Source organism: Abyssibacter profundi (assembly GCF_003151135.1).
In the GTDB taxonomy this organism is placed as follows: domain Bacteria; phylum Pseudomonadota; class Gammaproteobacteria; order Nevskiales; family OUC007; genus Abyssibacter; species Abyssibacter profundi.
Genome location: NZ_QEQK01000003.1, coordinates 59,226 through 82,822, shown reverse-complemented (window position 1 = coordinate 82,822; position 23,597 = coordinate 59,226). Strand labels below are relative to the sequence as shown.

Annotated in this window: 27 protein-coding genes; 14 read left to right on the top strand and 13 right to left on the bottom strand. The window is 65.3% G+C overall.

The window, feature by feature from the left end; genetic code table 11:
- Positions 1-142: 142 nt before the first annotated feature.
- The 3 genes from DEH80_RS03595 to DEH80_RS03585 are packed head-to-tail and all read right to left on the bottom strand — an operon-like array spanning position 143 to position 1,828.
- The gene (locus DEH80_RS03595) at positions 143-328 is read right to left on the bottom strand and encodes a hypothetical protein (protein ID WP_109719115.1); all 186 of its coding nucleotides are present in this window, start codon (positions 326-328) and stop codon (positions 143-145) included.
- On the bottom strand, positions 325-825 hold the full coding sequence (locus DEH80_RS03590; protein ID WP_109719114.1) for a DUF6036 family nucleotidyltransferase: 501 nt from the start codon (positions 823-825) through the stop codon (positions 325-327). The genes DEH80_RS03595 and DEH80_RS03590 overlap by 4 nt, the downstream gene beginning before the upstream one ends.
- A 16-nt stretch (positions 826-841) precedes the next feature.
- Complete coding sequence (locus tag DEH80_RS03585; RefSeq protein WP_109719113.1) at positions 842-1,828, bottom strand: helix-turn-helix transcriptional regulator; 987 nt, start codon at positions 1,826-1,828, stop codon at positions 842-844.
- A gap of 286 nt (positions 1,829-2,114) precedes the next feature.
- Between DEH80_RS03585 and DEH80_RS03580 the strand changes: the two genes are divergently transcribed.
- The 3 genes from DEH80_RS03580 to DEH80_RS03570 all read left to right on the top strand — a co-directional run bounded on the left by DEH80_RS03580 (position 2,115) and on the right by DEH80_RS03570 (position 4,215).
- Positions 2,115-2,399: a DUF6763 family protein gene (locus DEH80_RS03580; RefSeq protein WP_109719112.1), complete on the top strand. Its 285-nt coding sequence runs from the start codon at positions 2,115-2,117 to the stop codon at positions 2,397-2,399.
- Between the two features lie 188 nt (positions 2,400-2,587).
- Complete coding sequence (locus DEH80_RS03575) at positions 2,588-3,211, top strand: MarC family protein (protein WP_109719111.1); 624 nt, start codon at positions 2,588-2,590, stop codon at positions 3,209-3,211.
- A gap of 527 nt (positions 3,212-3,738) precedes the next feature.
- The gene (locus DEH80_RS03570; RefSeq protein WP_109719110.1) at positions 3,739-4,215 is read left to right on the top strand and encodes a VOC family protein; all 477 of its coding nucleotides are present in this window, start codon (positions 3,739-3,741) and stop codon (positions 4,213-4,215) included.
- 17 nt (positions 4,216-4,232) lie between these two features.
- Here DEH80_RS03570 and DEH80_RS03565 read toward each other — a convergent pair whose 3' ends face one another.
- The 6 genes from DEH80_RS03565 to coaBC all read right to left on the bottom strand — a co-directional run bounded on the left by DEH80_RS03565 (position 4,233) and on the right by coaBC (position 9,521).
- Positions 4,233-5,840 (bottom strand): alkaline phosphatase PhoX, encoded by a 1,608-nt coding sequence (locus DEH80_RS03565; RefSeq protein WP_109719109.1) that lies wholly within the window; start codon positions 5,838-5,840, stop codon positions 4,233-4,235.
- A 130-nt stretch (positions 5,841-5,970) separates the two neighbouring features.
- Complete coding sequence (locus tag DEH80_RS03560; protein ID WP_133249103.1) at positions 5,971-6,339, bottom strand: hypothetical protein; 369 nt, start codon at positions 6,337-6,339, stop codon at positions 5,971-5,973.
- A 118-nt stretch (positions 6,340-6,457) separates the two neighbouring features.
- On the bottom strand, positions 6,458-6,907 hold the full coding sequence (locus DEH80_RS03555) for a YaiI/YqxD family protein (RefSeq protein WP_109719107.1): 450 nt from the start codon (positions 6,905-6,907) through the stop codon (positions 6,458-6,460).
- 39 nt (positions 6,908-6,946) lie between these two features.
- Positions 6,947-7,822 carry an acetylglutamate kinase gene (gene argB / locus DEH80_RS03550; protein WP_207774445.1) on the bottom strand — a complete coding sequence of 292 codons (876 nt, stop codon included), beginning with the start codon at positions 7,820-7,822 and terminating at the stop codon, positions 6,947-6,949.
- Positions 7,822-8,277, bottom strand: coding sequence for a dUTP diphosphatase (gene dut / locus DEH80_RS03545; protein ID WP_109719106.1), 456 nt, complete (start codon positions 8,275-8,277; stop codon positions 7,822-7,824). Before dut ends, argB begins: the two co-directional genes overlap by 1 nt.
- A complete protein-coding gene (gene coaBC / locus DEH80_RS03540; RefSeq protein WP_109719105.1) occupies positions 8,274-9,521 on the bottom strand; it encodes a bifunctional phosphopantothenoylcysteine decarboxylase/phosphopantothenate--cysteine ligase CoaBC in 1,248 nt (415 codons plus the stop codon). The genes dut and coaBC overlap by 4 nt, the downstream gene beginning before the upstream one ends.
- Before the next feature lie 130 nt (positions 9,522-9,651).
- Here coaBC and DEH80_RS03535 point away from each other — a divergent pair, with 130 nt between their 5' ends.
- The 11 genes from DEH80_RS03535 (at position 9,652) to cls (ending at position 19,487) form a co-directional block, all read left to right on the top strand.
- The gene (locus tag DEH80_RS03535) at positions 9,652-9,984 is read left to right on the top strand and encodes a DUF1330 domain-containing protein (protein ID WP_109719104.1); all 333 of its coding nucleotides are present in this window, start codon (positions 9,652-9,654) and stop codon (positions 9,982-9,984) included.
- A complete protein-coding gene (locus tag DEH80_RS03530; RefSeq protein WP_109719103.1) occupies positions 9,981-10,772 on the top strand; it encodes a class I SAM-dependent methyltransferase in 792 nt (263 codons plus the stop codon). Before DEH80_RS03535 ends, DEH80_RS03530 begins: the two co-directional genes overlap by 4 nt.
- Positions 10,765-11,436, top strand: a complete 672-nt coding sequence (locus DEH80_RS03525) for a hypothetical protein (RefSeq protein ID WP_109719102.1) — start codon at positions 10,765-10,767, stop codon at positions 11,434-11,436. The genes DEH80_RS03530 and DEH80_RS03525 overlap by 8 nt, the downstream gene beginning before the upstream one ends.
- 85 nt (positions 11,437-11,521) lie before the next feature.
- Positions 11,522-12,139 carry a peroxiredoxin-like family protein gene (locus tag DEH80_RS03520; protein ID WP_165831269.1) on the top strand — a complete coding sequence of 206 codons (618 nt, stop codon included), beginning with the start codon at positions 11,522-11,524 and terminating at the stop codon, positions 12,137-12,139.
- Positions 12,136-12,705 (top strand): GNAT family N-acetyltransferase, encoded by a 570-nt coding sequence (locus DEH80_RS03515; RefSeq protein WP_165831268.1) that lies wholly within the window; start codon positions 12,136-12,138, stop codon positions 12,703-12,705. The genes DEH80_RS03520 and DEH80_RS03515 overlap by 4 nt, the downstream gene beginning before the upstream one ends.
- A gap of 143 nt (positions 12,706-12,848) precedes the next feature.
- Positions 12,849-14,033: a chromate efflux transporter gene (chrA, locus tag DEH80_RS03510; protein WP_109719099.1), complete on the top strand. Its 1,185-nt coding sequence runs from the start codon at positions 12,849-12,851 to the stop codon at positions 14,031-14,033.
- Positions 14,034-14,113: 80 nt separating this feature from the next.
- Complete coding sequence (locus DEH80_RS03505) at positions 14,114-14,713, top strand: hypothetical protein (protein WP_133249102.1); 600 nt, start codon at positions 14,114-14,116, stop codon at positions 14,711-14,713.
- Positions 14,671-15,672, top strand: a complete 1,002-nt coding sequence (locus DEH80_RS03500; protein WP_133249101.1) for a hypothetical protein — start codon at positions 14,671-14,673, stop codon at positions 15,670-15,672. Before DEH80_RS03505 ends, DEH80_RS03500 begins: the two co-directional genes overlap by 43 nt.
- Before the next feature lie 188 nt (positions 15,673-15,860).
- Positions 15,861-17,243 carry an oxygen-independent coproporphyrinogen III oxidase gene (gene hemN / locus DEH80_RS03495; protein WP_109719096.1) on the top strand — a complete coding sequence of 461 codons (1,383 nt, stop codon included), beginning with the start codon at positions 15,861-15,863 and terminating at the stop codon, positions 17,241-17,243.
- A 109-nt stretch (positions 17,244-17,352) separates the two neighbouring features.
- Complete coding sequence (locus DEH80_RS03490; RefSeq protein ID WP_165831267.1) at positions 17,353-18,012, top strand: helix-turn-helix domain-containing protein; 660 nt, start codon at positions 17,353-17,355, stop codon at positions 18,010-18,012.
- Between the two features lie 41 nt (positions 18,013-18,053).
- The gene (cls, locus tag DEH80_RS03485) at positions 18,054-19,487 is read left to right on the top strand and encodes a cardiolipin synthase (RefSeq protein ID WP_207774444.1); all 1,434 of its coding nucleotides are present in this window, start codon (positions 18,054-18,056) and stop codon (positions 19,485-19,487) included.
- On the opposite strand, the gene DEH80_RS03480 is transcribed toward cls, so the two are convergent.
- The 4 genes from DEH80_RS03480 to DEH80_RS03465 form a co-directional block, all read right to left on the bottom strand.
- Entirely contained in the window at positions 19,488-20,342 is an 855-nt protein-coding gene (locus DEH80_RS03480) for a universal stress protein (protein ID WP_165831266.1), read from the bottom strand.
- 153 nt (positions 20,343-20,495) lie between these two features.
- Positions 20,496-21,113 (bottom strand): urease accessory protein UreH domain-containing protein, encoded by a 618-nt coding sequence (locus DEH80_RS03475; RefSeq protein ID WP_109719093.1) that lies wholly within the window; start codon positions 21,111-21,113, stop codon positions 20,496-20,498.
- The gene (gene ccoS / locus DEH80_RS03470; protein ID WP_109719092.1) at positions 21,113-21,280 is read right to left on the bottom strand and encodes a cbb3-type cytochrome oxidase assembly protein CcoS; all 168 of its coding nucleotides are present in this window, start codon (positions 21,278-21,280) and stop codon (positions 21,113-21,115) included. The genes DEH80_RS03475 and ccoS overlap by 1 nt, the downstream gene beginning before the upstream one ends.
- Positions 21,277-23,499 (bottom strand): heavy metal translocating P-type ATPase, encoded by a 2,223-nt coding sequence (locus DEH80_RS03465; RefSeq protein WP_109719091.1) that lies wholly within the window; start codon positions 23,497-23,499, stop codon positions 21,277-21,279. The genes ccoS and DEH80_RS03465 overlap by 4 nt, the downstream gene beginning before the upstream one ends.
- Positions 23,500-23,597: the final 98 nt, after the last annotated feature.

The following is a 23,597-nucleotide window of genomic DNA, read 5'->3' as shown; positions in this document are numbered from 1 at the left end:
TACGAGCTGCGCCGTAAAACCCGGACATCGCAGGCTCGGAGGAACAGTCGACGATCCAGCATGGCGGCAACCGAAAAGAATTCGGTTTCAGCATGCGCGACCGAGTTGCCAAAACGTGTCCACTGGAGTTTTCGTCAGTGGACTAGGATGGCTCCGGCTTTGTATTGACGGGCACGTTTCCCGGTCGACGGGCTGCGTATTGCTCCATCTCTTCCAGCGCAGCAACGATGCGATCCAGCGGGAGTTCGGCCCAGCGCCGCATCTGTTCGATCCGAACGCCTTCGAAGGTGGTCAGCGACCAATCGATGTCGTCGTCCGATCGGCTCATGCGTCGGGGTCCAGCAGGCGCAGGTTGTCGATGTCCGCGAGGTCCTGGACACGGCCTGCGGCTTGTTTCATGCGGATCAGCGTGTCGCGGGAGACGATGGGAATCTCGAGAGTTTCGCCAAAGGGCCTGCGGGAAGCGCGGTCGTATTCGGTATCGAAGTTGAAGGGTTCGGCCACGAACACGTCGATAGGCGTCTCACGGTGTGCATCGCTCCACAGCTGAAACACCTGCATGTTCCTTTCGTGCACCCAACGTGTGCGCGTATCGGCATCGGCGAACTGTTCCGGTTTCACCGGTAGCAGGGGGCGGTATCCCAAGGGTTCCAGGGCCTGGAAGGCGCGCAACACATTGTCCGTGGTCAACTGGATGACCAAGTCGATGTCCTTGGTATAACGGGCGTAGCCATGCGCATTCACTGCAAGCCCACCAACAACGAGATAGCGAACGTTGGCGTTTTCCAGTGCGGTGAGCACCCATTCGACACTGTTGAGTCTCATCGCCGCTAGCTCGTTCTCAGGGGAGGCATGACTCGTCATCCTCATACAAGGAAGCCGCCGCCTTCAACCGTTCCGCCACCGCCCGCCTGAGCTCCGTCGGCGCCTCAACCAGAACATCCGGCCCATAACGGCAGATGTCCAGCACGAGTTCCTCGCTGCGATGGTAGGGAAACCGCAGGCGGAAGCGACCATCGTCCAGAGACTCGCCCTGCTGCCGCGGGTGCCATTGCTCGTCGCCGATCCACTGGGCACGGTGGGCTGTGAACAGCAGGCTGGCTTCACGGGTCGGGGCACCCGAGAAGATGCCGAAGCTGGTGGCGAGCACGTCTTCCAGTTGCTCCTGCGGAATATCGAGCACGGGTTCTTCGCTCAGCTGCGCCGCCTCGATGCGATCGACGGAGAACGTGCGTAGTTCCTCCTTGGCATGACACCAGGCGTCCAGATACCAGTTCTCTCTATAGTGGGTCAGCCGCTGCGGAGACACGGTTCGAGTGGATAGGGCTCCGTCGCTGCGTGCCCGATACCGGATCAAGATTCGCTGGTGTCGGACGAGTGCATCAGCCACCACGCCAAAGCATTGTCCGGCCGGGCGACCAGCCATTTGGACGATCCGAATGCGGCGCTCCCAATCCGGCAGCCCCACACCGCGCCGGCTCAAGAGCTCGTCAATGCGCTTCGATATCGGCGCCAGGTAATCGTCAAGCAAACCCGGCTGGGCCTGCCGCAGTAATGCCTGCACGCCCACCAGGGCAACCAGCTCATCCTCGTTGAACCAGAGACCAGGCAGTTCGAATACGGGTTCGTTGGGATGCCGGTCATAGAAGTAACCCGTGGGGCTAAAACGAATCGGCGCGTGGAGGGCCTCGATCATCCACTGTGCGGTCCGGTGCACGGTGCGTGTCGAACAGCCGCCCATGCGCTCGGCAAGCACCGCCTTGGTGACCGGCCTGCGACGCGTGCTGAGTTCGCGATGCAGTACGAAGACGCGATCCAGCTTGTCCACCCTGCAGGCTCCTTCATCGTTGACTTGCCCGTCACCAAGCCTAGCCGCAAGCGTTTGGCTTGTGTCGGGGAAACGTCATCCGTCGTCGGCAGGCTGACGCGGTTGACCGGGATTTCACGCCCGCTCAGGCCACCGGTAATCGACTCGCCAATCCGCCCATCGCAGCAACCTCTCCGTGAATCAATCACTTGCCTGCCGTGGGATGGCAGACGCCTTGTCACAGGACTGTCACTTGCCTATATCCGTTAGAAGCTGAATCACCCAGGATTTGGCAAGGAGAAGCAAGATGGCGATGTGGTTACATGAACTCAGCGTCGGTGACTGGTACCAGGTGGGTCAGAACTCACCCTTCGAGATTGTCGCGATCGATTTGAGGGCCGAGACGGTCGAGGTGCAGTACTTCGACGGCACGGTGGCCGAGATTGATTTCGACAGCTGGATCGAACTGGCTGCCACGCCGGCCGCCCCTCCTGAGGACTGGAGCGGCGCCATGGATATGGAGCGCGACGTGTATCTCGACGTGTCTCGTCCAACCCGCTGGGACAATCCGCTGGATTACGTCGAACTGTAATCCGCTGCTGCCGATTGTTTGGCATTAGGGTTCTGCGCGACCGGACTGACCGGGAGGGTGGCTTGCTGCCCAGCCGCTCAACGCGCCCGTCCAACGTTGAGCGCGAATTGAATCTTTAACGACAGCCGTGGTCCGATGATCCGGAGGCCTCGCCGCACCGGTGATGCCCGCGCCCGCAACGGACACGGATGACCGACAAACTGCTGCGTGATGCCCTCATCCTCTGGGCAACGATTGACCCTGTTGGCACGCTCGCCATTTTTGCCTCCCTGACGGGACACCTCAGCGACGCCGAACGCCGCCGCACCGCCATCAAGGCGATTGCCTATGCCGCGGCGATTCTCATCGGGGCCGTCATCATCGGCCAGTTCTTGTTGTCTGCCATGGGGATTCGCTTGGTTTCACTCCAGGTCGCCGGTGGCATCATCCTGTTTCTCTTCGGCCTCAAGATGGTGTTCGGGACCCCGCTTACGCAGGGCAATGCGCAGGGCGAACCCGGCCACGACATCGCGGTCTTCCCGCTCGCTGTGCCGTCGATTGCGACACCCGGCGCACTGATGGCGGTGATCATCCTCACCGACAACCACACCTATCCAATCCAGGTCCAACTGGCGACCACCGGTGTCATGCTGGTGGTGCTGCTAGCAACGTTTGTCTTCATGCTGGCGGCTGGTCACATCATCCGGGTCATCGGCCACAACGGGTCGGCGATTCTGGTGCGGGTCATGGGCATGCTGCTGGCTGCGCTGTCCATCGAACTGGTGATGGAAGCCCTCAATATCTTCGACTTGCTGGCCACCAGCACCAACTGAGCCACCCCCGAGCGGGACCGGTGTCCGGCAGACGTCATCGCAGTGACATGCCGATGACTACACCAGGGAAGCACGGATTGATTCGCGCCGCCAAGTTGCCGCCTGCAAACAGGCCAGGCAAGGCGCGAGGAGCGAGGAGCGAAGTTTGGTCATTCCAAATGAACGACGAGTACCGATTCGCCGGGAGCGAATTGAAACCGCCGAAGGCGGGCCCACCGGGGGAGGCGCATGGATGCGCCGACTAACGCAGTCTGGCCTGTTTGCAGGCGCAATCCTGACGGAACGGGCCGGTTCTCCCGCGATCCTGCGTTGCGAAGCGCGTCCATGCGCTTCGCCCTTCGGGCCGGCCTGCGGCCGTCCGAATGCGTTCCATACGCATTCGTGTCGTTCACTAGCTTGGAATGACCAAGCGGCACTCACTCCGCCTGGGCTCGCGGGAAAACCGGCTCCGTCTTGGTGGCGCGAATCAATCCGTGCTTCCCTAGGCCGTGATGCCACGTGGCGTCGTATGTTGGAGACCGAAGCCGATGACTGTTCCAGCCATTCCCGCGGGGTATCACAGCGTGACCCCCTACCTGTTCGTGTCCGGCGCCAGTGAAGCCATCGCGTTCTACATTGAGGCCTTTGGCGCCGAAGAGGTCATGCGCCTGCCCACCGCAGACGGCCTGATCATGCATGCAGAAATCCGCATCGGGGATTCCCACATCATGGTGGCCGATGCCATGCAGGAAGCCGGCGTCGACAGCCCCGACACGCTGGGCGGGGTGTCCAGCAGCCTGATGCTGTACGTCGATGATGTGGATGCCGTCTACCAGCGCGCCATCAACGCCGGAGCAACCGAGCTGCGGGCCATTGAGGACCAGTTCTGGGGCGACCGCATGGGCACGGTGGTCGACCCGTTCGGGCACCAGTGGAGCATCGCCACGCATATCGAAAACGTGGACGACGACGAGGTGCAGCGCCGGTTTACCGCAATGATGGATGCGATGAGCGGGTCGGACTAAGTCCGCCACCGACCGGCTCAGGCGTCGGGTGCATCGTCCTCGGCGGCGGGCGTCTCGTCTGCCTCAGCGCCTTCGCTGAGCTTGCTCAGCAAGGCGGCGGCGCCCAGCGCACCCAGCGCCGCCATACCCAACGACCCGCCCTGGCTACGCTGGATGGTAATCGGCGGCGGGGTATCACCCACCGGCTCGTCCGGCGTCGGTTCGTCCGGCTCCTCCGGCGGGTCGGTGGGTTCCTCTGGCGTGTCCGGCACGTCCAGCACGGTGTTGCGAAACGGTCCGGTGATCTCGAAGATCTCGCCCCGCACCTCCTCGCCAGTCGCCTCATCAACCCGGTGCCGCTTGGCCTGACTGGCAAAGTACAGCCGCGTGCCGGAGGCATCGAAGCCCGGCCCGGCAATCTCGGAATGTGGTACGGGGTAACGCATGAACGGCGCCACGGTGCGGTCATCGGTAATGACGACCAGCTCCATATTGCCCCCGTCTTCGGCGACGTAGAGGTCGTGACTCTGGGCATGGACCACCATATTGTCGACGCCGCGCAGCGGGGCGTCGTCGCCGATCTCGTTGGCGTCGTAGAGAATCTCCATGCGCTCGGCCGCGGTGTCGTAATACCACACCCGGTTTGAGCCCTTGCAGGTGAAGTACACGAGCCCGCTGTCGTACCAACAGCCCTCTCCGCCATCGAAAATTGCGGCGGTGGGCACCTGGTAACGGCATTCGATCGGTAGACCCAGTGGGTTGAGGATCGGCACCCAGGTCACGCTGCCCGGCTCGGTTTCGGTGACTTCGCCCAGCACGCCCGTGGGGTCAAAATCATCGAAATCCACGCCTGCCTGGGCAAAGGCATCACGCAGTTCCTCGCCATAGGGCACGCGTAGCGGCGGGTTGTCGCCAACCACCGCCACTTCCAGCACGCCCAGTGTCAGGTCCGGACGCCCATCGTCTGGCCAGATGGCCGGACGGAACCGGTAGAACGCGCCATCGCCCTGGTCCTCGGTCAGGTAGATCGCCTTGCCCACGGGATCTACCGCCGCGGCTTCGTGCGCAAACTGGCCCAAGCCCGGCAGCCGGATGGGTGCATTCAGACCCGTGGGGTCACATTCGTAGACAAAGCCGAAGAAATTTTCCTCGCAGGAGAGCCAGGTGCCCCAGGGGGTGAGCCCGCCGGCGCAATTATTGTTCGTGCCCTGCAGAACGGGGTAGGCATCGATCACCTGTCCGTCGGCATCGAAGCGCACGGCGCCAACGCCGCCCTGCTCGCCGCACATGGGCGAGTTGGGGTCGTCGAAACACTCGTCCGCGATGATGGGAATCTCCGAGTTGCTCACGTAGACCCAGCCGCCATCATCCTGAGGGATGACCGCACCACCATCCGGTGCGCGATGCCAGATGTAAGTGGACTCGCCCCCATTGGCCAGCTGAACCGGCGAGTAGGCCTCGGCGATCTTGCGAGAGGTAAATCCAGGCGGCAGGTACAGACCGTTCTCATCCGGCCCTACCAGTTCACCATAAGGGCTAGGACCGGGCTGGGCAGGGGCCGCGTAGGCCCGCTTCCAGAAGTCTTGGCCCAGGGTGAAGCTGCCGGCCACGGAGAGACCGGCCTGAAGGAACTGGCGACGTTTCATGCGCAATGCTTGGGGGACTGATCAGCCCGCAAGCCTGCCATTCAAAGATGATTAAACGATGACAGTCGCCTGATGTAGAAACACGCAGCGACCACGGACGCCGGCGCAGCGCCCCGGCCAACAATCGCGACTAATGCTTGACCCGGGCCCGGGCGGTCATCAGCGAGCGACGGTCCATCGGCGCCAGGGCATTCAGCCCGGATGTTCTCGCGAAGTGAATGGCCCGCGACCGGCCAAGCGGTGTGACGAAAAACGCTTCGCCGCTGGCGGTGTCTATCGTTTCTAGTGCGCGGTCATGCACAAGTTTCATCAGCGCATCATGCAAATCGGACGCGCGATAACAGCCTCGGACACGGGGATCGGACAACAGCTGCTGCTTCGGCACCGAACCTCGGAAGACCTTGGTGGCTTCCCAGCAAATCAGGCACAGCTCAAGCTCCGCCGCAAACGCAAAACTAACCGTTTGCCGATCGGGATTCCGGCGTTCGTGGTGTGTCATCAACATCCCCTCACATGGCCCTGTCCAGGCTAGCCGGCTTTCAAGCAATTTTGTGTGAAACCGGCTCCCGGCCCGAATCGATCGGGATCGCGCCCTGCCCAAGGCAATGCACTGGCGCTTATAGGCGGGCGAGAAACCGGTCCAGATGGGCCGCAAACGCCTGACGGTCGCCCTGATTGAGCTTGGCCGGTCCGCCACCGACCTCCACGCCACTGGAGCGCATGGTTTCGAGAAAGTCCCGCATGTTCAACCGCTGGCGGATGGTGTCGGGGCTGTGATGCTCACCCCGTGGGCTAATGGCTGTCACGCCCTTTTCCACCACCTCGGCCGCCAGCGGAATATCGCTGGTAATCACCAGGTCTCCGGGCTGGGCCTGCTGGGCAATCAGGTTGTCGGCAACATCAAAGCCTGCGGCCACCTGCAAGAGCTGCACCGAAGGAATCCTGGGTACGGCCATAAAGTGGTTGGCCACCAGCCGCACATCCACCCCGGTCCGGCGGGCGGCGCGAAACAAGATGTCCTTGATCACCGCCGGGCAGGCGTCGGCATCCACCCAAATCGTCGCCATTTAGCCCAAGCCCTTGTTGCATGCGGTCACGGACCGCGCCTATCGGGATCGGATGAGCGTGCCGACACCTTCATCCGTCAGCAGCTCCAGCATGACGGCATGCTCAACGCGGCCATCGATAATGTGGGCGGCATCCACGCCGCTGGCCACGGCATCCAGCGCGCAGCGCACCTTGGGCAGCATGCCACCCGAAATCGTGCCATCGGCAATCAACTCGCCGACCCGTGTCGGCGTCAAACCGGTGAGTGTCTGCTGCTCGGCATCCAGAATCCCCCGGGTGTTGGTCAACAGGATTAGCTTTTCAGCCTTGAGCACCGTCGCCAGCTTGCCGGCCACCAGGTCGGCGTTGATATTCAGCGACTCACCATTGGGCGCCACGCCCAAGGGGGCAATCACAGGAATGAAGTCACCGGACTCCAGCAGTTCGACCACGGCCGGATCGATGCTGGCGACCTCACCCACCTGACCCAGGTCGGTGCGGCCATCGTCTGCCTTGATGCGCCGGGCGCGGATGAGCTGGCCGTCCTTGCCGGACAAACCGATCGCCCGCCCCCCGGCCTGATTGATCAGATTGACGATGTCCTTGTTGACCAGGCCACCGAGCACCATCTGGACGACATCCATGGTCTCACCATCGGTGACGCGCATGCCGTCGATAAACTCGCTTGGCTTGCCCAGGCGCTTGAGCAGGCTGCCGATCTGCGGTCCGCCCCCATGCACGACCACGGGGTTTAGGCCCACCGCCTTCATCAAGGTCACATCACGGGCAAAGCCGCGCTTGAGTGCCTCGTCCACCATGGCGTTGCCGCCGTATTTGATGACCACGGTCTTGCCGGCGAAACGCTGGATATAGGGCAGCGCCGTGGTGAGGACGCGGGCAACCTCCATGGCCGCCGTTTCGGTTAACGACTCCATTAGCTGCGCCCCGAGGAGCCGAAGCCACCCTCGCCCCGGTCCGTGGCTTCAAAGCTCTCGACGGCGTTAAAGCGCGCCTGGACCACCGGCACGATCACCAGCTGGGCAATGCGCTCGCCGGGCTCGATGGTGTAGGCCGCCTGCCCGCGATTCCAGCAGGAAACCATCAGCGGCCCCTGATAGTCCGAATCGATCAACCCCACCAGATTGCCCAGCACCAGGCCGTGCTTATGACCCAGCCCCGAGCGCGGCAGAATCATCGCTGCCAGCGACGGGTCGGCCAGATAAATCGACAGGCCGGTGGGGATCAGCTCGGCCTGGCCCGGCTCGATGGTCAGTGGCGCATCCACGCAGGCGCGCAGGTCCAGCCCCGCCGAGCCCTCCGTGGCGTAGGTGGGCAGCGGAAACTCCTTGCCAATGCGGGGGTCGAGAATGCGGTAGTCGATCGTGGTCATGCGTTGTGGCTCTGACGATGAGAAGAAGAGGACTGCGCAGACCGACGGGCATCCAGCCGCTGCGCAATTAATGTCACCAGCGATCGTGCCAACGCGGTCTTGGGTGCCGGTGCCAGCGATTCTTCGCCGTCGGCCCAGGCCACCCACAAGGCGTTGTCGTCGGTGTCGAAACCGCGCCCCTCGCCCACCCAATTGGCGGCGATCATGTCCAGCCGTTTGGCCTCTAGCTTGCCTCGGGCATAGCCTTTGAGATCATCGGTTTCGGCCGCAAAGCCGACCGTGAACAACCCCGGGTAGCGGCGCGCGACATCGGCCAGAATGTCGGTGTTGCGGACCAGTTCCAGCTGCTGACGATCGGCGGATTTCTTGATCTTGGAGGCCGCGACATCGGCGGTGCGGTAATCGGCCACGGCCGCGGTGGCGATGAATACCTCGGCTTCGGGCACTTGCTCCAGCACGGCCTCGTGCATCTGGGCGGCGGTTTCCACATCAATGCGCGTCACGCCGCGCGGGGTGGGCAGGTTCACCGGGCCGGCCACCAGCGTGACCTCAGCCCCTGCCGCCGCACAGGCTGCAGCGAGGGCAAAGCCCATTTTGCCGGACGAACGATTGGTCAGGAACCGCACGGGGTCCAGGGGTTCCCGCGTGGGACCGGCGGTGATCAGCACACCGCGGTGGTGCAGCGCCCCGCCGGGTTGCGGCGGGTTGAGCGCGGCCTCTACGGCCTCAACGATCTCGGCCGGCTCGCTCATGCGTCCGGGGCCGGACTCGCGCTCGGCCAGCTCGCCCACGCCCGGACCGACCACGGCAACGCCCCGTTCGGTCAGCGTGGCCATGTTGGCTTGCGTAGCCGGGTGTTCCCACATCACATAATTCATGGCTGGGGCGACGAGTATTGGCGCCGTCGTCGCCAGACAAAGCGTGGTCAGCAGGTCACCGCACTGCCCGGTCGCCAACTTGGCCAAGGTGTCGGCACTGGCCGGTGCAATCACAACCAGATCGGCCCAGCGCGCCAGCTCGATATGCCCCATGCCCAGCTCGGCAGCCTCGTCCCACAGACTGGTGCGTACGGCACGACCGGACAGCGCCTGCAGGGTGAGCGGCGTGATGAAACGCTCGGCATTAGCGGTCATCACGACCTGCACCTCGGCACCTTGCTTGACGAGCCGACGTGTCAGTTCGGCCGTTTTGTAGGCGGCAATTCCGCCGCAAATGCCCAGCAGAATCTTGGGTTGTGCGGACATGGCCGCTCCGACTGGAAATCCGAAGGCGCGAATTGTAGCGCGTGGCTTGACGGGGTTTTTGCACTGCGGCGAAGCTCGCCGACCACGCGACCGGTTCACCCAAGCCGGCGAGCCCCACAGGGAGACTCCGATGACCCAGCCCGTATACGCCCTGAATCTGTTCAATGTCCGTGACAAGGCCGAGTATCTCGCCTACTCGCGCCGCTCGGCCCAGGCCGTCGCCGAGCGCGGCGGCCGCGTCGTGGCCCTGGGCAAGTTTCGTGAACAGGTGGCAGGCGACGAAACACCACGCCGCGTCATGATCCTGGTCGAATGGCGCAGTCTCGAAGCTTTCCGGCACTACTGCGACGACCCGGAGCTGGCCGATCTGCATCCGCACCGGGAGAACGGCACGGCCGACTACATCTGGCAGCTGTTCGACCGACTCGAAGACCTGCGCCCCATCCTCAAAGCCGCGTCATGACCGAACCCGACTACCTCGGCATCAACCGCGCCGCCTGGGATCATCGCACCGAAATCCACGTGGACTCGGCGTTCTACGACGTGCCCGGCTTTCTGGCCGGTGGCTGCAGCCTGCGCGACATCGAGCTGGCTCAGCTGGGCGATGTCACCGGCCAACGTCTGCTGCACCTGCAGTGTCATTTCGGCCTGGACACGCTGTCCTGGGCGCGCCGTGGCGCGCGCTGCACCGGTGTGGACCTGTCGCCCCGGGCCATCGAGCAGGCCCGCCGGCTGGCCCGCCAAGCCGGTTTAGCCGCCGATTTCGTCTGCAGCGATGTCTACGCTTTTGAAGCGTCCGCCCAGGCCAGCTTCGATATCGTGTTCACCTCCTACGGCGCCATTTGTTGGCTACCCGACCTGAGTCGCTGGGCTGCAAAGGTCGTACAGCAGCTGGCGCCTGGGGGGCGATTTCACATGGTCGAGTTCCACCCGGTTTACGACCTGGTTGCCGGCTACGGCTACTTTCACCGGGATGCGCCCGACATCGAAACCGAGGGCACTTACACCGATGGCGGTGACCGCGCCGCCGTCCAGACCAAGCTGGCAACCTGGGTGCACCCACTGGGCGATGTTGTCCAGGCGCTGATCGACGCGGGTCTGCGCATCGACAGCCTGCGCGAGTACCCCTACAGCCCCTACAACTGTTTTGATGGTCTGGAGGAACGCGAGCCCGGCCGTTACTTCATGCAGCAGGCGGGGCATGACCTGCCGCTGACTTACGCCATTGCCGGCACCCGGCTGGATGGCTGAGTCCACCCTCTCGACTGACACGGGTTACGCCATCGGCGTGGATGTGCAGCTGCGGCGCGGCTGCCCCTATGCCGTCTTGGGTGCCGAAGGCCGACAAGCCGAGGCCGGCTGGCTGACGCCTGGCCCCAGTCTGGCGAGCGACGTTGCCGCACTCTGCCGCCGCTACCCCGGCGCTGTCGTCGGGCTGGACTGCCCGCGCCAGCCACTCCCGGCACCGCGCCCGTGGTACTGGCGCCAGGGCCGCTGGCAGCCCCGGGCACAGGAGGTCGGCTGGGGCCGGCACTGCGAGGTGGTCATCCGCGCCCTGGGCCTGGCCAACCCGCAGTGGACAACCACCCTGGCCGAGGCCCCTGCCTGGATGCAGCTGGGATTCGAGTTGTTCGCGGCCTTCGAACGTCATTGCGAAACCCACGAGGTGTTTCCGTCGGCCAGTTACCGCCAGCTGGCACAGGCCCCGGAACTGCGCATCGAGATCAGCCTGGACCAGTTTGGGCCGGGCCCCAAAGACCTGCTCGACGCCTTGGTCGCCGCGGTGACCGTCCGTGAGTTCCGGGCGGGTCGTGGCAGCGCCGTCGGCAACGGTGACGGTTTCGGGAGCATTGTGCTTCCGCGCCCCGTGCAGGCACCGGCAGCGCTACTACGCTGGCCGGACACACCCCGATGAACAGGACTGTCATGTCGGCGGGAGACAATCGCCCCAACACCGGTCTGTGCTGGTCTCATCCCGAATCGTTTGAATGGAGCACCTCATGCTGAACCGATGCTTGGCCTTGCTGCTTTGCTGGCCCTTGCTGCTCGCCGCAGCCCCCGACCGCGCTGAAGACATCCAACCCCTGCCGCTGGGTAGCACCCTGCCCGACGTGTCGGTGCAGACGCTGGACGGCGAGACCGTATCGGCCCGCAAGGCCGTGCAGGGCCAACCCACGGTGCTGGCGTTCTTCCGCGGCGGCTGGTGCCCGTACTGCAACCGGCAACTCGCCGAGCTGCGCCTGATCAAGGATGACCTGGAAGCGCTGGGCTACCAGCTCATTGCCATCAGCCCGGATCGCCCGGCCGCGCTGCGCGAGGGCCTGGACAAGACCCCCGTGGACTATGCGCTGCTCTCCGACGCCAGTGCCGCGCTCATCCAGGCGCTGGGCATCGCATTTCGTGTGGATGACGCCACCGTCGAGCAGTACAAGACCTACGGCATCGACCTGGAGGCCGCATCGGGCCAGGACCATCATCTGTTGCCGGTCCCGACCGTGCTGGTCCTGGACGAGCAGGGCGTGATTCACTATCGCTACTCAAATGCCGACTACAAGGTGCGCATGGACCCGGACGACCTGGTCCGCGTGGCCACCCGACTGGTGAACCCAAGTCCGTGACAACAACCGCCGACAGCCCACCCGACCTGCAACCCACACTCAAGGGGCAGCGGGTGTGGCTGCGGCCACTCACCGCCGCTGACTTTGAGGGCTGCTACCGGGCGGCCGCCGATCCGGCCACCTGGGCCCAGCATCCGGACCGGCTGCGGTACCAGGAAGCGATTTTTCGCGCGCGGCTGTTTGACTCTGCCGTGACCTGCGGCGGCGCGCTGGTGGTCCTGAATCGCAGCGACGACCAGATCATCGGTGCCACGCGGTACTACGACTGGAACCCGGCTGATCGGGAGATTGCGATTGGTTACAGCTATCTCGCGCACGACCACTGGGGCACAGGGGCCAACACCGAGGTTAAGCGCCTGATGCTCAACCATGTGTTCCAGTGGGCCGACGTGGTCTGGTTTCATGTGGCCGAAGACAACATCCGGTCCCGGCGCGCGGTCGAAAAACTGGGCGCCCATTCTGTGCGCAAACTGGCCCAAGCGGTCGACGGGCGCCCTTTCGTACAGTGCAATTACCGTTTGACGCGTTGCGGCTGGACGGGCCGCGTCAATGGCCAAACGCATTGAGCACGGTTTGAGCGTGTTGGCCTGCAGCCGTCTGGCACCACGCTGGAGCGGATCCTGGCCGCTGCGTGGAGCGATGCCATGCCCGGCCTGTTCGCGGGTTTACGTCCCATCTCAACGCCCGGCCTGAACGCCTCACACAGTCCATGTCACCATCTCCTGCCACGGCATTCGAAGTCTTCCGCGTGTTTCTGCGGCTGGGCCTGACCTCCTTCGGCGGTCCCATCGCCCACCTGGGCTACTTCCGCACGGAGCTGGTCGAGCGACGAGGCTGGGTGACCGAGAGTCAGTTCTCCCAGCTGCTGGCGATTTGCCAGTTCCTGCCCGGCCCCGCCAGCAGTCAGCTGGGGTTTGCACTGGGGCTGGTACGCGCCGGCTGGCTTGGCGCTGCGGCCGCGTTTCTGGCGTTCACGTTGCCCTCTGCGCTGTTGCTCTTCGGTTTTGCAGCGCTGGCCCCAGCACTGGCGAGTTCCAGCGGCGAGGCCATCATCCACGGACTCAAGCTGGTCGCGTTGGTCGTGGTGGCCGGCGCGGTGCTGGGCATGGGCCGCAAGCTCTGCCCCGACCGGCCCCGGCAGCTCATTGCGGCGCTGGCGATGGCCGGCGTGCTCATGACCCAGACGGCCTGGAGCCAGCTGGCGGTGGTGCTGGCAGGCGCCGCCGCAGGCTGGTTGAGTTGTCGACAGGTCCAGCCGACCGAGGCCGATGCATTTCCCATTCGTCACGGGCGAGGGCTGGCCCTGACACTTGCCGGGTTGTTTGCGCTGCTGTTGCTGACGCTGCCTCTGGTCGCCGGCCCATCGGCTAGTCTGATGGCCGTGGCCGATGCGTTTTACCGCGCGGGCGCACTGGTGTTTGGTGGCGGCCATGTGGTGCTGCCCCTGCTGGAGGACAGCGTCGTGACTCCGGGCTGGGTCAGCGAGGAGCAGTTTCTGGCGGGGTATGGCGCGGCGCAGGCCATTCCCGGGCCCATGTTCGCGTTCTCGGCCTATCTCGGCGCCAGTATTCCTGCCGACGCACCCGCTTTGCTGGTCGCCGGTGTCGCATTGCTTTTCATGTTTCTGCCGGGTTTTCTGTTGGTGTCTGCGGTGCTGCCGGTCTGGGCCTCGGTGTCCCGGCATGCAGGGATGGCCCGCGCGATTGCCGGCGTGAACGCCGCCGTGGTCGGCTTGCTCGCTGCCGCCCTCTACGACCCCATCTTCACCGCAGCGGTGACCGGCGCGAGCGATGTCGCGATTGCCGCGGTGGCCTTTGTGCTGCTAGCCGGCTGGGGACTCTCGCCCCTCTGGATTGTCTTCGGCTGCGTCGGGGCATCGCTGGCCCTGACCTAGGGATGCGCTCGCGCCCCCGGAACCGCAGCGCCGACAGCGGCCGGGTACACTGAGACCCAACGGCGTAATGGATGAGACCGATGCCGAGACGACCACGCCACGGATTACAGGCCGGGCTCACACTCGGCCTCGCATTGCTGCTGACCACGCCGGCGCCCGTCGCCGCTTGGCAGTCAGATCTGGCCGCGGTGCTGCAGTTCCGCGAACAGAATCGCAGCATCATCACGCACTGGCCTTCACGCCCCGACCGGGTCCGTGATGAGCAACGCGCGCTACGGCCCGAGAACCTCACCGACGAGGAGGTCGGCCAGATCACGCGCAGCGTGCAGGCCCAGGTGCCGGGCGCCATGGTCAACATCGGTGGCGCCACTGCCGGTTGCAACTGTCAGAATGGCCCGGACTGCAGCAGTGAAGTCTGGGCGGTCGCCTACCGGCCGGATGCGAGTCACGGTCTGCGACTGGCGCGCATCAACGACGAATGGCAAATCGGCCCTCTACAGGCCTGGTGGATAGACTTTGAAGCGCTGGCCCGCTTCCCCGCCGATGGGCTGACACCAGACGACGAGACCGCGCGCGCCCGGACCCAGGCCTGGTTGGACGCCCGCGCGGCCCTATTAGACGCTTACCCGACATGCACATGGCAACTCGACACACCCACGCTCTCTTCCGCCGCCGACTGACCGCCCTGCCTGGCGTTTGCGCGGTGTTCCCGACCCTACTGATCGGTCTGCTCGCCGGCTGCGCCACCACGGGTGCGCCGGAGCAGCGACCGGCGCAAGCCGTGACGACCAGCGGTCTGCAGGTGCAATCCGTTGGCTGGTCACGCCAGCGGATCCATGCACTGGCCACGGCCTTGCCGACGCTACAACAGCAATATGCGGTGCCGTCGCTGGCCGTGTCGCTGGTCTCGGAGTACGGCGAGGGCTGGAGCCGCACGTTCACCGGGCCGGGGTCGGTGAGCAGGCCTGTCTCCGGCTTTCCAGCCGATGGTCTGGCGATGCCGCTGCTGGCCTCGCTGACCTTGGCGGCCAGCGAATCCAGACCCTGGGGACTACGCACCCCGCTGGGCCAGATCGCGCCGCGACACGCGGAGATCCAACCCTATGCCGAGTCGCGCCCGGTGGATCTGCTAACCGCACCCTATTTCGAGTCGCCGGCCCAGGCACGCACGGCGTTGGCCGCGGCCCTGGAGGCCGCCACCGGCAACGCACTCAACGCGCTGCTGCGCGGCCTGGTGCCATCCGTCACCCATAGCCAGCTCGAGCGGCGAGCCGGCGATGTGCGATTGACCACCACCGCGGACGATTTCGGTGCCTATCTTCAAAGCTTGATCCAGGCGGGCGCGCGCGACCCTGCCACGGCGGCCTTGCTGGCAGCCCATGGCACGGTCGATGCCCGACGCGGGCTGTATCAGGGCCTGGGCTGGTCGTTGGAGCGCCAGCCCCAGGGTGGCGTCATTGCCTACCAGTGGAGCAACGCGGCCGGCTACCACCACCTTGCTCTGCTGGACATGCACCGCCGACGCGGCCTGGTGTTCCTGACACAGGGTCAACAGGGTCGCTCACTCATCGAAGCCGCGCTGCCGCTGATCGACGAGACCCCACATGCGCTGCTGTCCCGTGGTGGCGATGGTCGCTAGCCGACTCCAGTGTGAGCGCCGAGGCTATCGACTCCTGGTGGCAGTGCTGCAATAGCCGAGCAGACTCGCGACCACCCTGGCAAGACCGCTGGCCGCGAATCAGTCCGCCATTCGTTGATGCAGGTCAACATGCCCGTGGCGACGCGGCCTTAGGGTGATCCGCTCAGCTTGCCGCACGACCGCCGCTCATGTCTGTCGCCACGATTGCCCCGCCGCCACTGGAACTGCTCGCCATGCGAGCCCCGCGCTATACCTCGTATCCCACGGCCCTGCAGTTCGATGAACGCATCGGCCCCGACGACGCGGTGCGCGCCTTGCGGCAGTCCAACGACGATTGGTTGCCGGCGCCGCTATCGCTTTATCTGCATGTCCCGTTCTGCCACTCCAATTGCTTCTACTGCGGCTGCCATCGCAAGGTCACCCGCAACGTCGAACGCATGGCGGCCTACGCGAACGACCTGGCGCGGGAACTGGGACAGCGGGCGGCCTTGCTGGATGCAGATCGCCAAACCGTCCAGGTCCATTTCGGCGGCGGCACCCCCAACCACCTGCCCAGCGCCGATCTGTGCCGCGTGATGGAGACCCTGCATCACCACTACGCGCCCGATGAGCAGGCTGACATCAGCCTGGAGATCGACCCCCGACTGGTCGAAGGCGAGGAGCCCGCACTGTGGGCGTCGCTGGGGTTCAACCGCATCAGCATCGGCGTGCAGGACGTGGACGATCGCGTGCAGCGCCTGATTAACCGGGTGCAGCCTGCCGAGCAGGTGGCGCGCTGCGTTGAGCAATGCCGTCACACCGGCTTTGAGAGTATCAATTTCGATCTGATCTACGGGCTGCCCGCCCAGTCCATGCAATCGATCGACGCCACGCTCGACTTCGTCGAGCAGCAGCGCCCCGAACGCGTTGCGGCCTTTGGCTATGCCCATCTGCCCGATCGCCTGCGCGCGCAACGCGCCATCAACCGGGTCTGGCTACCCGACGCGACCGCCCGGCTGGCCCTGCGGAATCGTATCGAGCAACGACTGCTCGCCGCCGGCTACGTATCCATCGGGCTGGACCACTACGCCCTGCCAAGCGACAGCCTGGCACGCGCACATCGTGAGCAAAGCCTGCATCGCAATTTCCAGGGCTACACCACGCATGCCGGCTGCGATGTCATCGGTTTTGGCGTGAGTTCGATTAGTCGCATCGGCGACACCTTTGCCCAGCACAGCAAGTCGATCGATGATTACCACACGGCCATCGACCAGGGCCTGTGGCCGGTCGTCCGCGGGTATCGCCAGTGCGACGATGACCGGCTGCGCGAACAAATCATCATGGCACTGATGTGCGACCGCCCGGTCGATTTATTGGCGCTGGGCCGCCAGTACGGCATGGACCCGAATGCCCGATTCGAGCCGGCCCTGGAGGCCATCCAATCCATGGCACCGCGCACGCAGCCGCTGGTGGTCTGCGAAAGCGGCGTGCTGCGGGCAACGCCAGAGGGTCGCCCCTTCCTGCGTCTGATCGCCGCCCAGTTCGATGCCTTCGCCAGCGCGCAGAGGGGGCACACGAATGTTGCAGTCTGATCGCGTGCGGGCTTCAATAGCCGAGACTCCCCAGTCAACGGTGCGCGCAATCGCAACCCAACAATCTCCGAGCTTTCGGCAGGTCGCCCAGGCTTGCAGCCGCTGTGTCATGGTCGGCCAATGCCTGCCCGCCGGCCTCACGGCCGATGAACTCCAGCGCATGGACGACATCGTCGGTGTGAACGGGCAGTGCCGGCGCGGCAACGATTTATACCGTGCAGGCGACGCCATCGAAGCGCTCTACGCCGTGCGCAGCGGCTCGTTCAAGAGCTATCGACTGTCGGAGACCGGCGAGGAGCATGTCACCGGCTTTTTCCTGCCCGGTGACCTGCTGGGGCTGGATGGCCTGCACAAGGGCACGCATGCCAGTTTTGCGGTACCGCTGGAAGACAGCGTGGTGTGTCGATTCCCGCTGGAGAAGCTGGACGACATCATGGCCGAAACGCCCCGGCTGACCCGCAAGATGACCCGCGTGGTGTCCCGTGAACTCGACAATCAGATCGAGCGCGCACGCAATCGCACCGCCGACGCGGCTGTCAGCGCCTTTCTGCTCGATCTTCGCGAACGCATGGTGACCCGGGGTTTCGATGCCGGGCACCTCAGCCTCAAGATGAGCCGTCGCGACATCGGCAATCATCTGCGCCTGCGGATCGAAACCGTCAGTCGCGCGTTTAGCCGGTTGCGTGATCAGGGCATCATCGACGTCGACGGGCGCAGCCTCAGATTTCTCGACCCGGACCGCCTGCGTACACTGGCGCGCCAAGACTAGGACCACGCGGGCCATTGGCCCGGTGTCGAGGAGGCAATGGATTGCTGACGATTCCCTGGGAGGCTTTTGCGCTGACCGGCTGGCTGCTGGTTGCGATCGCTGCCGGACTGCATGCCCTGCTCAAACTGCCTGACCCACGCGCCGCCTGGGGCTGGATTGCCGTCACGCTGCTGTTTCCGTTCGCAGGCCCGGTGCTCTACGTGCTGTTCGGAATCAACCGGGTCCAGACCCGTGCACGCCAGATCGTGCAGGCGCTGCCGGAGGCGCTGCGCAGCCCGGATCACGAGGACGCCCGCGAGCAGACAGCCCTGCGCGATCGACTGAATCTACGCCTGCCACTAGTGCACACCGGCGACACCGTGACCGGCAGTCCGCTGCTGTCTGGCAATGGCATTCGCCCGCTGAGTAACGGCGAGCAGGCATTCCCGCCCATGCTTGCGGCCATTGATGCCGCGGAGCACTCGATTGCCCTGGCAACCTATATTTTTGAGACCAACCGGGCCGGGCGTGATTTCATCGCTGCGTTGGAACGCGCCCACGAACGCGGCGTGGAGATCCGGATCCTGGTGGATGGTATCGGCGAGCTTTATTCCCTTCCAAGAGCCGTTCGTTTGCTGCGCCGCCGCGGCATTCGCTGCGCCCGGTTTCATCCGCCACAACTGCTGCCGCCGTCACTGCACGTCAACCTGCGCAACCACCGCAAGGTGTTACTGGTCGACGGGCGCATCGGCTTCACCGGCGGCATGAATATCGGCAGCCGCTATCTGGTGGAGCAGCCACAAAGCACGCAGGCGGCCGACACCCATTTCGAAATGACCGGCCCGATTCTCAGCCAGCTGGCCACCGTTTTCTCGGCCGACTGGTATCTGGCGACGGGCGAGACCTGGGCGCCGACTTGCTGGGACACAGACCAGCCGGCTCAGGGCGAGTCGATTTGTCGCGTCATTACCGATGGCCCCAACGAAGACCTCGATCACCTGCGCCTGGTGATGCAGGCCGCCATCGGGTCGGCGCGTGAGCGCATCCGCATCATGACGCCCTACTTCCTGCCGCCACCCGAGCTGGAAGCCACCCTGACCGGGGCCGCGCTGCGAGGCGTACAGGTCGACGTGCTGCTGCCGGCGAAGAACGATGTTCGCGCCGTGCATTACGCCAGCCGCCACAAGCTCGCCCGGATGATGGAGTCGGGGCTGAACATCTGGTACCAGCCGCCGCCATTCCGACACAACAAGCTGTTTGTCATCGATGACGACTACGCGCTCATCGGTTCGGCCAATCTTGACGCTCGCAGCCTGCGGCTGAACTTTGAACTGGCCGTCGAGGTATACGACGAGGCCTTCGCGGCCAGTCTCCACACATTATTCAATCGCTCGATCGACGACAGTCAGCGCCTAACGCGGGAGACGCTCAACCAACGGGGCGCCCTGGAACGGGTCCGCGACGCAGCCTGCTGGCTGTTCTCGCCTTACCTGTAATCAACCCGCCGGCTTGTAAATCCACACCGGCACACCGGACAGGCGCAGGATTTTCTCGGCCACGCTGCCCAGCGCCAAGCGCATCAGCCCATGCAGCCCTCGGGTGCCGGTGACGATCAGGTCGAAATCCTGGTCTTCGGCCAGGCGACAAACGCCTTCGGCCACCCGGCTGCTCAGCACGTGCACCGGCACATCCTGATCCGGGAGCTGCTTGCGGACGAACTCGACCACGGCGCCGCGCACCTCGTCAGGCGCCGGGGCGCAGTAATCCAGCGGGAAATAAGGCGGCACGGTCAGTGGTTCGACCACATGCACCACCGCCAGCTCCGCGCCGAAATCCTCGGCCAGGCTGGCCGCGTACCGCAGCGTCGCGCCCGACCGATCCGACAGGTCGACGGGCACCAGTATCCGCCGGTACGGCGCATGCGGCGTGGTGTAGTGCACCGAGAGCACGGATACGGGGGCATCTCGCACCACCCCCTCGGCCACGCTGCCCAGCGCCAATCGGCCCATGCCGGTGCGCCCGTGGGTCCCCACGATGATGAGATCGGCGTCCACCGACTCGGCCGTTCGCAGCAGTGCATTACGAGCCGAGACATCCCGCTCCACCCGGGATTCGAAGTCGACCTGATACTCGGACTTTAGGGCCGCGAAACGCTCGCCGACACGGTCGCGGAATTGATCCCACTGGGCGTCCAGCACACCGGCTGACAAGTCGTCATGTAGCACCTGTGCGAACAGCGCTGTCAGGTTGGCCTGGCACAGCTGCGCCAGGGCATCGGCATGTAGCACCGCGTTAATGGACGGTTCCGAAAAATCCGTGCCGACCAGAATCTGTTGAATCGAGTTGCTCATGACGGCCACTCCTGCTGAACGAGTGCCCATGATGGCGCGGCCATGCGCCGACACGATTGACCTGCATCAACGGCTCAGCCAGTTTCGTTCACTCACTCGGGAAGCACTGATTGATTCGCGCCGTCTTGCTGGCGCGAATCAATCAGTGCTTCCCTAGCCCAGCTGGCAAAGCCAACGCCCCCAGTCGCAGCCCCAGGCCAGCCCCAGCGCCAACAACAGGCCCGCAGCCGTCATCCCGGCCCGAAGCCGAGGCCAGACACGGCCAGAAAGGCGAGGCGCGACCCAGGAGGCGGCGATCATCACCAGGGCCACACCGACGGCCGAGCCCAAGGCAAACGAGCCGGCTAGCAAGCCGCCCTGCAGCACATCCCCGGTGAGCACCACGTAGCCGAGCACCCCGTAGAACACCGGGCAGGGCAACAACGCCATGGCCGCGCCCAGCCCGGCGATGGATCGGGTCGTCGCTGCCGATCGCGAACGCAAACGGTCCAGTGCCACCCATAAACCCAGGCCGGCGGCCAGCGACATCATCACAATCGGCAGCCAGGCACCAGCTGTGGCTCCCACCCCGGCTGTCAACATGCCCAGAGCCACCAGGACCAGCTGCCGGGCCGACAGCGCCACCGCGACGCAGCGCCCACAAGCCGGTGCCGGCTGTCGGGCATGGGGTTGAGTGCCCGAGAAGACCAGCCCGCAGGTCATCGCATAATGCGGTGCGGCCATCAGCCCCAGCGCAAGAAAGCCCCCCGCGGTGAGTGCTGTCGGCGTCATCACGGTCGGGGTTCCGGTGGCTCGTCGACGCCGTCGCCCTGCTCCACATCCGGCATGCGATTATCCAGGCGGTCGTACTGCCCGGAGTTCAGCGCCCACATCAGCACGGCGATGGCAGCGGCAACCAGCACCAGGCTGATCGGAATCAGCAGCAGCAGACTGCTCATGCCGCCACCGCGCTTGGGTGGGTGGCCGGCCGTGTCCGGTCAGGGACGCGACGAATCGCGTTGGCCACGACCCAGGCCGAGCTGGTCGCCATGCCGATAGCCGCACCCCAGGGAGGTAGATATCCCAGCGCAGCCAGCGGATAAACCGCCGCGTTATAACCCAGCGCCCAGACAACGTTCTGGGTGATACGGCGACGCACCGTGCGGGCTGCGCGCAGCAGGTCAACAACGCCACCCAGCCGCCCGTCCATCAAGATGGCATCGGCACTGGATTGCGCCAAACCGGTCCCCGAGCCCAGCGCAATACCCACATCGGCGGCCGCGAGCGTTGGCGAGTCGTTAATGCCATCACCAACCATGGCAACGCGGTGGCCGCGTGCCCGCAGCGACTGCAGGTAGGCGAGCTTGTCGGCAGGGGTACAGCCTCCGGTGGCTGCGTCCATGCCCAGTGAGGCCGCGAAATGGTTTGCGGCGGCCGGCGTATCGCCACTGAGCAGATGGACATGACAGCCCATGGCCTGGAGCTGCTGGACGGTTTGCAGGGCATCGGAACGCCGCGTCGCGGCCAGACCAAACACCGCCTCGAGCACGCCATCCACGCGCAGGGCGATCCAGGTCAGCTCCGGACTGGGCTCGACATCGAGCTGCCTCAAATCCTCCGACCCGGCGGTGCTCAGCACGACCTGCAACCCCGCCACCTCGCCGGACACCGACCCGCGATCGACGCAAGCTGCATGGGCTGGCGCGGCTTCGATGTCGTCGAATGCCCGGGCAATGGGGTGGGTGCTGGCTCGCTCAACGGCCGCGGCGAGCTGCAGCGCCTGTTCGGCATGGCAGCCGGGCCGCACCCGGACGACCTGCCGGACCAGCCCGTCCTCGGTGAGCGTTCCGGTCTTGTCGAACACCACGGTGTCGATGCGGCCAGCCGCCAGCAAGGCACGCGCCCGGGCTGGCAGCACGCCCAGCCGCGAGAGCCGGCCGATGGCTGCGGCCAACACCGCAGGCACGGCCAGTGACAATGCACAGGGGCAGCTGGCCACCAGCACGGCCAGCATGATTTCCACGGCGCGGTCCGGCCCGGCAGACCACCAGGCCCAGCCGGCCGCGGCAGCCCCCACGAGTACGGCCAGAATGAACACACCGGCAATGCGATCGGCCAGCACCTGGGCGGGCGGCCGCTCCGACAAGGCCCGGTGCATGGCCCGCCCGATGGCGGCCAGGGTGGTGTCGGTTCCGGCAGCGGTTGCCGTCAAGGTCACGGGGGCCTCATCGACCAGCACAGACCCGGCCAGCACGCTGGCATCGACGTCAAACCAGCGCGGAGCCGGCTCGCCGGTCAGCACGGCCTGGCTGAGGTGTGCACCGCGGCCCACCAGGCGTCCGTCCACCGGCACGGTTTCGCCCGGCCTGACCTGCACCTGCATGCCGGGAACAACGGTGGCGACAGCCTGTTCTGTCCAGCCGTCCCCGTCTCGAACCCGCGCCATCGTGGGCTGGTCGGCCAGCACATGCCGCACCCGCTCGGCCGCCTGCAGCCGGCCCCGCGCCTCCAGCAGACGGCCCAGCGACAGAAACAGCACAAACATGACGGCCGAGTCGAAGTACACGGTGCCGGCGCCACTCACCGTGTGCCAGGCGCTGAAGCCATAGGCCGTGATCAGGGCCAGGCCCACCGGCAAATCCATGGACGGCGTGGCGTTGCGGACATCCCGCCAAGCACCGGATAGAAACGGCCAGCCGGCGTAGAACACCACCGGTGTGGCCAGCAGCCACTGCGCGAAGGTCAACAGCCGATCCACGCCGGGTTCCAGCGTCCCGCCGGACAGGTAAGAAGGCCAGGCCAGCATCATGACCTGCATGGTCAGGAATGCGGCCAGCACGACCCGTCGAACGCTGCGAGCATAGCTTTGCCGGCTGAGATCGGCCGCGGCAGGGGCCGCCACCGGCCGACCTGGAAACCCGGCTTGCTCCAGGGCATCGACCAGCGCCGTCAGTGGGCTGCGCCTGGGGTCGAATTCCAGCTCAACCGTCCGGGTCGCCAGGGACGGTCGCATCACCACCCGATGGACGCCAAGCGCCGCCTCGATGCGGCGGACACAAGCCCCGCAGTGCATGCCAGGAACAGCAAGAATGACGGAGCGCCGACCACCGGCCACCGGCACGCCTGGCAGGTCGGTGGCAACCGGCGGCTCCACTGTGGCTGTCGAGACCGGGGTCATGGGGTCGGGGCGGAGAAGCCGGTGGTCGTCGCCGTGACCACCAGATAGGTCGATGCCACCAACGTGAACACCAGCACGCCAATAATCACCCAGCCGGC

Coding starts and splice junctions, on each gene's coding strand:
- DEH80_RS03595 (WP_109719115.1), bottom strand. CDS start 328: ATGAGCCGATCGGACGACGACATCGATTGGTCGCTGACCACCTTCGAA.
- DEH80_RS03590 (WP_109719114.1), bottom strand. CDS start 825: ATGAGACTCAACAGTGTCGAATGGGTGCTCACCGCACTGGAAAACGCC.
- DEH80_RS03580 (WP_109719112.1), top strand. CDS start 2,115: ATGGCGATGTGGTTACATGAACTCAGCGTCGGTGACTGGTACCAGGTG.
- DEH80_RS03575 (WP_109719111.1), top strand. CDS start 2,588: ATGACCGACAAACTGCTGCGTGATGCCCTCATCCTCTGGGCAACGATT.
- DEH80_RS03570 (WP_109719110.1), top strand. CDS start 3,739: ATGACTGTTCCAGCCATTCCCGCGGGGTATCACAGCGTGACCCCCTAC.
- DEH80_RS03565 (WP_109719109.1), bottom strand. CDS start 5,840: ATGAAACGTCGCCAGTTCCTTCAGGCCGGTCTCTCCGTGGCCGGCAGC.
- DEH80_RS03560 (WP_133249103.1), bottom strand. CDS start 6,339: ATGACACACCACGAACGCCGGAATCCCGATCGGCAAACGGTTAGTTTT.
- DEH80_RS03555 (WP_109719107.1), bottom strand. CDS start 6,907: ATGGCGACGATTTGGGTGGATGCCGACGCCTGCCCGGCGGTGATCAAG.
- argB (WP_207774445.1), bottom strand. CDS start 7,822: ATGGAGTCGTTAACCGAAACGGCGGCCATGGAGGTTGCCCGCGTCCTC.
- dut (WP_109719106.1), bottom strand. CDS start 8,277: ATGACCACGATCGACTACCGCATTCTCGACCCCCGCATTGGCAAGGAG.
- coaBC (WP_109719105.1), bottom strand. CDS start 9,521: ATGTCCGCACAACCCAAGATTCTGCTGGGCATTTGCGGCGGAATTGCC.
- DEH80_RS03535 (WP_109719104.1), top strand. CDS start 9,652: ATGACCCAGCCCGTATACGCCCTGAATCTGTTCAATGTCCGTGACAAG.
- DEH80_RS03530 (WP_109719103.1), top strand. CDS start 9,981: ATGACCGAACCCGACTACCTCGGCATCAACCGCGCCGCCTGGGATCAT.
- DEH80_RS03525 (WP_109719102.1), top strand. CDS start 10,765: ATGGCTGAGTCCACCCTCTCGACTGACACGGGTTACGCCATCGGCGTG.
- DEH80_RS03520 (WP_165831269.1), top strand. CDS start 11,522: ATGCTGAACCGATGCTTGGCCTTGCTGCTTTGCTGGCCCTTGCTGCTC.
- chrA (WP_109719099.1), top strand. CDS start 12,849: ATGTCACCATCTCCTGCCACGGCATTCGAAGTCTTCCGCGTGTTTCTG.
- DEH80_RS03505 (WP_133249102.1), top strand. CDS start 14,114: ATGCCGAGACGACCACGCCACGGATTACAGGCCGGGCTCACACTCGGC.
- DEH80_RS03500 (WP_133249101.1), top strand. CDS start 14,671: ATGGCAACTCGACACACCCACGCTCTCTTCCGCCGCCGACTGACCGCC.
- hemN (WP_109719096.1), top strand. CDS start 15,861: ATGTCTGTCGCCACGATTGCCCCGCCGCCACTGGAACTGCTCGCCATG.
- DEH80_RS03490 (WP_165831267.1), top strand. CDS start 17,353: ATGGTCGGCCAATGCCTGCCCGCCGGCCTCACGGCCGATGAACTCCAG.
- DEH80_RS03480 (WP_165831266.1), bottom strand. CDS start 20,342: ATGAGCAACTCGATTCAACAGATTCTGGTCGGCACGGATTTTTCGGAA.
- DEH80_RS03475 (WP_109719093.1), bottom strand. CDS start 21,113: ATGACGCCGACAGCACTCACCGCGGGGGGCTTTCTTGCGCTGGGGCTG.
- ccoS (WP_109719092.1), bottom strand. CDS start 21,280: ATGAGCAGTCTGCTGCTGCTGATTCCGATCAGCCTGGTGCTGGTTGCC.
- DEH80_RS03465 (WP_109719091.1), bottom strand. CDS start 23,499: ATGACCCCGGTCTCGACAGCCACAGTGGAGCCGCCGGTTGCCACCGAC.